Origin of the sequence: Leucobacter celer subsp. astrifaciens (assembly GCF_001273835.1) — a bacterium.
GTDB lineage: Bacteria > Actinomycetota > Actinomycetes > Actinomycetales > Microbacteriaceae > Leucobacter > Leucobacter celer.
Genome location: NZ_JHEI01000110.1, coordinates 1 through 6858, shown reverse-complemented (window position 1 = coordinate 6858; position 6858 = coordinate 1). Strand labels below are relative to the sequence as shown.

Sequence of the window (6858 nt, the reverse complement as noted above, 5' to 3'; positions counted from 1 at the left end):
GGCATACGAGATCGTGGACGCTAGGTCCAAGGGGGCAGAGCTTTCTCACTTCATCCCGATGCTCAATGCTCCGCTCGCCGGCATCGTTTCCTTGAACTACGACCTCCTAATAGAACACGCAGCCGCGGCAGCGGGAGTGCGTATCTCCACCGGCGCTCAAGAATGGGACGGTGGCCCGCGCTGGCAGTTCCCCGAGAACGCCATTCCGCTTCTCAAGTTGCATGGGTCTGTCAGCTGGAGATTCTCCCGCGCGGATATACCGCATTGGGGCATCCCTCGAATCGGGATATACGAAGTCGAGGACGCGCGGGCAGCCGCCCCGAAGAACAATCGTCTGGACTCCAAGCTCATCTTCGGGGGCGGCAATAAGCTCCGTCCCGATGAGCCGTGGCCTGCACTCTATGCGGCGTTCGAAGACCTTCTCGACGAGGCAGACACCCTCATCATCATCGGTTATTCGTTCCGTGACCCACACGTCGACGCTGCAGTCAGGCGCTGGGCAGCTCAATCCGGCAGTCGCCGAATTATCAACGTAGATCCCTACCCGCAATCGAACCCTTCCATCTTCAGCAGCGTTGGCGACCTCCGTTACGCGCTTGACCCGACATATGTAACAGAAGGAGGGCTCCCTTCGCTCTGTGCGGACAGGGATGCGCGTTTCGAGCTAATCGAGAAGACTGCTCTGGCGGGAATCCCTGAAGTATTCGGCGATGGCGACGGGAGCCGTTGAGATGAGCGCTCAAGACCACACGAAGGGGCGGTTTGTCCCAGAGCAAAAGCCAGACGCCAGGCTTGGCCACATGGTTTCCAGAAGTTACATCAGCGCCTGGGGTGACAAGCGAGGGCGGCTCGACGTCATAGATATTGAGGAAGGTCGGGGCTACCAAACTACTGCTACACGTGCGACTCGGGTGAGCTACGTCTACGAAGCCGGTCTCCTCGATCAAGCGAATCTGGAGGGGCAGTTCGGCAAGATCGAAACTGAGGGTATTCGTGCAGTTGCGAAGTTGCGGGCGGGAACCGCGCTCGAGCGGAACGAACAGCATTCAGTCATTGCGTTCCTGGACATGCACCTTGAACGCGGCACCTACGCCGACCAGGCTAAGATCCAGACACCAGCCCTCGCCGTGAGAACAGACGGTACGAGTGAAGAAGTAGGCCTCAGGCTTGCAGATCGCCTCATCCTCTCTCGGCACATGAAGGAGGCTGACCGCCTCGCTGACCATGGTCTCGAGAATTGGCAGTGGGCGGTATATGAAGGAGGCGGGCTAGTTACGGGCGATGGTGCCGTCCTCCGGTGGGCTGAATCGAAACAGAACAACGCGCTCTGCACAGTGACGTTTCCGCTATCTCCTACGCACCTTCTTGTGATCGGCCGCCCATTGGATGAGCGCGTTCCGATCAATGAAGTACTCGTATCCCGCTGTCGCAGATGGATTATTGGACAGGTAGGCACGCTCACCAAAGACTCCGCCGTCATTGCTGGTGTCGCAAATGGAGCAAACGAATAGGTGGGAATAATCGCCTTACACCGGTACAGGCTCAACCAACGAAGGACCGACCATCTTCGAGGCACGGTTGCTCGGAAGCCAGGCTGGCCCAATATGCCTGAATGCAAGCCCCGCGGCAACGTCAGCCGATGTCCCCTGCACATAGTCGAGGAGCTCTCGATTTCCACGTGCGTGCGGATCCAGCCAGCCCATACCTGCTTGCCCAGGCAGAGAGGCTCACTGTCATGAGCATTGACCATTTCGCCCTGCGGAGGATGGGTCAGGATTGTCGCTGAGAGCACCCAAGATGCGGGGTCGCCATCCGTCTTGGTGGGGTCGCGCCGCCATTCATAGAGCCCGGCGAAGGCGAGAATCTCGTCCTCGGCGGAAGGGAAGATGAAGAAGGACTGCTTGTCGCCTGTCTTCCGGCGCTCGTAGAACCCACTGGCGGGAATGATAGCTCGACGCTTCGCAAAGGCCCCGCGGTACATTCCGTTTGTCGGCACCGTCTCGACCCTGGCGTTGATGGGCGCCGGTCCGTCCTTGAGTGATTTCTTGAACGGGGGAATGAGACCCCAGCGTGCGGACTCGAGGCGCCGCCCTCCTTATCCCTCCTTGGCGGACTCCATCACGACGCTGACTTGCTCCGATGGCGCGATGTTGAAGGAGGGTCGTGGGGGACGAGACGTGACATGCTCCAGGCCGAACAAGGGCACGAGATCGTCGGCTACTCGGGTAAGTACGTATCGACCGCACATGTCCTCAGGGTACCCGTGTGGGCCTCGAGGTGGGAGAAAGACGTTGTAATTTCTACGGCTTCCCACAGCCTGCTACTTCACGCATAGTAAGGCTCATAACTATGGCAGGCGAGGATTCTATGAAGAAAGCAGGCAGATCAGCAAGACAAGAAAGCGAAGGCGGTGCTCCTGAAGTTCGTGAGCAGGAACAGCGAGACATGGCAACGCGGCAAACCCGAGGTGGTTTCACATTCGAGGAACTGGCCGTCCTATACGCTGCTCGATTTGAGCGTTCCCTATTTCGGGAACCGGGAGACACCCAAGGGCAACAGGTTGTCAACGCCTGGCGAAATCGCCGCTGTGCCCAGCTTGACGAGGACACCGAATGGATAACGAGTTACGATCCCGAAGGGGCAAGATACATCAGAGACTACTTCCTGAGTATCAACTGGGCTGTGCGTCATGGCGAGCAGGTAGAACAGTATCGGAACCTTATTCTTCATACGTTTGAGTTCGGGCTCGCGCAGAGCTGGCTTGAATTCATGCTTGAAGAAGCTGATAGAGCGAGCACCTTGGAGCTCCGTGAGTGGGCACTTGAATACGGAATCACCGTTCCCCCAGAGGGGCCTATTCCAGAGCCGGTTCAGCAGGAGATTCGTGACGCGTACCGGGCCGACTGTAGCGCCAGAGACGATGAACGTCGGAGGGGCTTTGATGTTGTCAAGGCGGTGCTTGGACTTGGGGCGTTTCCAAGCGAGCAACGCAGGGAGGAGCTTGTCTTTGCGCTAACGGATAAAGCAGAGGCGGTCGATGATGACGTAAGCGGTCCTCGCGATAGGGGTTCTGAAACGCGCGCACGGAGAGGGGCGTCGCGAGCGCTACCGGAGACCTTCGGGCTCAGCGAGGAGCAAATTCGGGACGTCGTGGAAGATTATCGTCCGAGGATGCCGATCAAGCCAGTTGCGAAGCAACTTGGGATCTCCCCGGCGCAGGTGGTTGCTCTCCTTCAGCAACGATCTTCCGTGCGGGTTATTCGTGAGAAGCCAGATGAGGAAGATCTCGCCGAAATGCGCCGCCGCTTCTATGAGGACGACGAATCGTACGAGAAGATCGGCCGAGCCCTTGGCTACTCAGGATCTGGGGTGCGAGTCCACCTGAAGAAGGCAGTCTGGGCGGACGCTGACTAGCTTCACAGTTCTCGGTGGAGTCGCAAGCCTCAGCACCTACTGAGCCGCTCTCCTCCGCAAGCGTCGATCCTTCACCAGCTCGGCATTCACCGCATCGGCGAGTAGCTCGCGAGTAGAGATTTCCTTGTCACGAGGTGGCTTTGCCCTTTCGGCGTCGGCGCTGCCCGGTCCTTCTTCGTGCTCGATGAAGGCGAGCTCATCGAGCTCCTGTTCGAAGTCTTCTAGACACTCTTGCCAGGCAGCGAAAGCATCTGCAACCTTGCGCGACGCATAGGCGCTGACGATGGCACGAGCGCGCACCCTCAGTGTCCTTTCGGGTTTCTCTGTTCTTCGGAGAGGCATTTCAGGGCTATATCTATCGGGCGACTTCTCGAGAGCGTCGTAGGTTCGATCGACTACCCAAAGCCCATGGCGCTCAACGAGCTCCATCAGCTCCAAGTACATCTCGCCTCGCTTCGCCCGATCATCCCGTTTCCGTTGCTGCCTCCCCGTCGCGGCAGGAACGATAACTGCGAGCAACGACACTAGCAGGGCAGCGAAGGCCAGAGTCAGGGCAAACGGACCTCCCTCTGCATTAGATGGGGCCGAGGACACTGCAAACATGCGAGAATCCTACAGCTCGTGGAGCCCAGCGCCTCACGAACCAAATAGCACAACTAATCAGACTCGATTCTTGCGTAAACGTCTTCTCTGGAGGTACATGTGGGATTGACAAAATCATGGAAACGCTTCATAGTCAGGCGGTGAATGACAAGGACGTCCGCCGATGAAACTCGTGAGGTGCTGACGCAACCTCGTGGTGGCCAGACCGTTGAGGAGCTGGTCCTCTTCTTCGTGGAGCGCTTAAGAGACGCAGCGGCTTCGGGAGTTACCTCGTTCAACGAGCTCCTTCAGGATACGAAAACTATCGCATACCTTGACCCTGATCTTGCGCGGGCTATTCGCAACCAGCTCGTCGATATGGCCTCCAATCATGTCTCAGAAGTGCGTATTGCTCCAGTTGTAAGCAAGACCCTCGAGCAGATCAACTCCATCTTGAATAGCGCATCGACGGGCAGGGAGCAGTTGCTCAAACATTTCGGCGTCACGCCAGCGGAAGCCCGGGACTGGTTGCGGCGGAATGATCTCCTCTTTAGTCAAATGGGAAGACTGGGGACATATGAATGGGCGAAGTGCGTGGACTATCGCCGCCCAGACGTGGAGAGGTTGAAACGTCAATTCGATGTGGTGAGCACCGTTCGTGGCGTCCCAGAAGGTCCAGGGGAGGTAGGCCGCTGGACCTTCCGCAATGGCCAGCCAGTACTTTCCCATAAGTACTTGATGACCCGCTTGATCCTTCGCATCAAGCAGGTAGCAGTGCGGCACCCCGATGAATTGCCTGAGCTGCTGTACGACGCTGAGAACATCGCGTTCCATGACCCCCCTCTTGCCGCCGAGATCCTGTCCCGTTTAGAGGTGGAGGTCGCCGTGGAAAGACACGGCCGCGTCCGCGAGGTGGAGGAGTCGGTGATTGACGTCATAGAGACAATGGCAGACAGCGACTGGATGGAGGTCATGCTCGAGGCGGTTGACGTCCCCGAAGAAATCATCGGCGATGACAAGCTGCGCAACGCCTATCTGGAGCCCATTCGGAAGCAGCTGAAGCGACGGTACAAGAATGAGAAAGAAATGTACTGGCCTCTGGCGGCGGTGACTGGTGAAGGTGCCTACAGGACGCCCCAGGAGAACTTGGGAATACCTCGGGATACCCCAGCGAGCCGAGACGCAGGCGTAGCGCCTATCGCGAATGATGGGCTTGAACCGAAGCCTGCTGGTGGAACTAGGAGGAGGCTCACCGAGGAAGACGATCGACTTATTCGTCATCTCTATGTGGACGAGGAACTGGGCCTAGTGAAGGTCGCCGCGCGTATCGGATGCTCAGACTCAACCGTCCTTGAGCATCTTGTGCGAATGGGAATTCCACGGCGTTCGAGTAAGGCCGCTTCGGTGATTCCGCCAGAGCGGCTGGAGAAGATGCGCTACCTCTATGAAGTTGAAGGCTTGGGTACACGGTCCGTCGCGCAGAGGATCGGCTTGCCCGAGGGCCAAGTACGGCGACACCTGATTGCTGCTGGAGTGACCCTGCGTCCTGCGGGTAGCTCGCCCAATGCGGAAGCTGTCGAAATGCGGGATGAAATGAAGCGTCTCTACTTGGATGAGGAACTGAGCCTCCACAAAATCAAGGAGAGGCTTGGATTCAGCGTAAATACAATACGCAACCATCTCCTTCAGGTAGGTGTAAGTATGCGTCCGCGTCCAGGATGGAAGAGGGGGAATAGTGGACATCTCAAGGGTTAAGTAGGGCGAACTAGAGGAGAGCACGGGACACAGGGATCCTCGGATTTCGTCTCACTGAGGTGTCCTGTGGGGTGCAAGCCCGCTGGTGATCCTAGTGTCGCCTTGGCCGGTACACCCTCGTCGCTACTCCGAGCCGCTCAAGATGTCGGCCGACAGTGTTACGGTGAATGCCATACCGCCTCGCGAGCTGGTAGGTCGAGTCACCGGCAAGGTAGGCCTCAGCGAGTTCCTGAAGCTGAGTTTCGTTCAGACGTCGAGGTCGCTTGGCCGCCTTGGTGTCGTTTCGATTCTCCGAGGGTCTTTGAACGCTTCTCGCTTCTTGAAGCAGGTCCGACGGCCTCCTGACTGGGGGCTTTAGATTCGAGTAGATGCTGAGTAGCTCCACGAGGGTTCGCATCACGCGTGGGATCGCACGCAGGGAGGTCACCCGAGGGGGCGACCTCCCTGCGTGGTGATGTGTCCCGACGTCTCGGAGAGCGCGTGGCGGCTACGCGTGGGGTGGGATGCGGAACGAAGCGAGCTTGCCGTCTTTCACCGTTGCGAATGCGGTGGATTCGCCGTTGAAGACGCGGCTTTTCCACGCGAAGCGGAGTTCGGTGGTGTCGTCCGTGGTGCCCGACTCGAGCACCGTCATCTGGGCGCCTGCGCCGATCGCGTCGGTGTTCGCCCAGCTGCGTACGCCCTCCGCGCCGCGAAGGACGCGACCCCAGTCATCGACGTATCCGTCGGGGACGAACGCTGCGACGAACGCATCGGTGTCGGCGTTGTTGATCGCGCCGACGAGAGCCTGGACGGGAGCGGGAACTGAGATGTGAGTCATGGTTGATCTAACTTTCTTCTGGAAACTTCTGCATTCGGACGGTCCGGCCGACGCTGTACTGACGAGTCGGGCCTCGCCCCTTCCGAAAAAGGGGCGAGGCCCGAGCTGTGCGTCATCCGGCGGCGATCAGCTTTCGCTGCGCGTGCGTCGGGTCAGCAGCATCGTCGCACCCAGGACGAGCAGGGCGCCGGCGGCACCGATGGCAAGACCGGGAACGGCCCCACCGGTCGCGGACAGCTCGTCCTTCTTCGAACCGATCGTGTTGACCGGAGCATCCTCGACCGTGA

General features: G+C 58.8%; 6 protein-coding genes and 1 pseudogene. 4 read left to right on the top strand and 3 right to left on the bottom strand.

The window, feature by feature from the left end; translation table 11 throughout:
* On the top strand, positions 1-730 hold a 730-nt coding region (locus tag AMS65_RS18475; protein ID WP_193786990.1), incomplete at its 5' end, for an SIR2 family protein.
* Positions 711-1511 carry a DUF4238 domain-containing protein gene (locus tag AMS65_RS18470; RefSeq protein ID WP_075200773.1) on the top strand — a complete coding sequence of 267 codons (801 nt, stop codon included), beginning with the start codon at positions 711-713 and terminating at the stop codon, positions 1509-1511. The genes AMS65_RS18475 and AMS65_RS18470, both read left to right, overlap by 20 nt.
* A 176-nt stretch (positions 1512-1687) precedes the next feature.
* On the opposite strand, the pseudogene AMS65_RS20560 reads toward AMS65_RS18470, so the two are convergent.
* A pseudogene (locus AMS65_RS20560) lies at positions 1688-2248 on the bottom strand (SOS response-associated peptidase); the annotation flags it as partial.
* Positions 2249-2349: 101 nt separating this feature from the next.
* On the opposite strand from AMS65_RS20560, the gene AMS65_RS19245 reads away from it, so the two are divergent.
* On the top strand, positions 2350-3414 hold the full coding sequence (locus AMS65_RS19245; RefSeq protein ID WP_157501969.1) for a hypothetical protein: 1065 nt from the start codon (positions 2350-2352) through the stop codon (positions 3412-3414).
* A 36-nt stretch (positions 3415-3450) separates the two neighbouring features.
* On the opposite strand, the gene AMS65_RS19240 is transcribed toward AMS65_RS19245, so the two are convergent.
* Positions 3451-3714, bottom strand: coding sequence for a hypothetical protein (locus AMS65_RS19240; RefSeq protein ID WP_157501966.1), 264 nt, complete (start codon positions 3712-3714; stop codon positions 3451-3453).
* 480 nt (positions 3715-4194) lie between these two features.
* Between AMS65_RS19240 and AMS65_RS19235 the strand changes: the two genes are divergently transcribed.
* A complete protein-coding gene (locus AMS65_RS19235) occupies positions 4195-5751 on the top strand; it encodes a hypothetical protein (RefSeq protein WP_206541951.1) in 1557 nt (518 codons plus the stop codon).
* Positions 5752-6238: 487 nt separating this feature from the next.
* Here AMS65_RS19235 and AMS65_RS00325 read toward each other — a convergent pair whose 3' ends face one another.
* Entirely contained in the window at positions 6239-6571 is a 333-nt protein-coding gene (locus AMS65_RS00325; protein WP_053382213.1) for a nuclear transport factor 2-like protein, read from the bottom strand.
* Between the last annotated feature and the right edge of the window lie 287 nt (positions 6572-6858).

What these genes read in the sequence shown, in the direction of transcription:
- AMS65_RS00325 (WP_053382213.1), bottom strand. Translation starts at nt 6,571, where the DNA reads ATGACTCACATCTCAGTTCCCGCTCCCGTCCAGGCTCTCGTCGGCGCG.
- AMS65_RS19245 (WP_157501969.1), top strand. Translation starts at nt 2,350, where the DNA reads ATGGCAGGCGAGGATTCTATGAAGAAAGCAGGCAGATCAGCAAGACAA.
- AMS65_RS18470 (WP_075200773.1), top strand. Translation starts at nt 711, where the DNA reads ATGGCGACGGGAGCCGTTGAGATGAGCGCTCAAGACCACACGAAGGGG.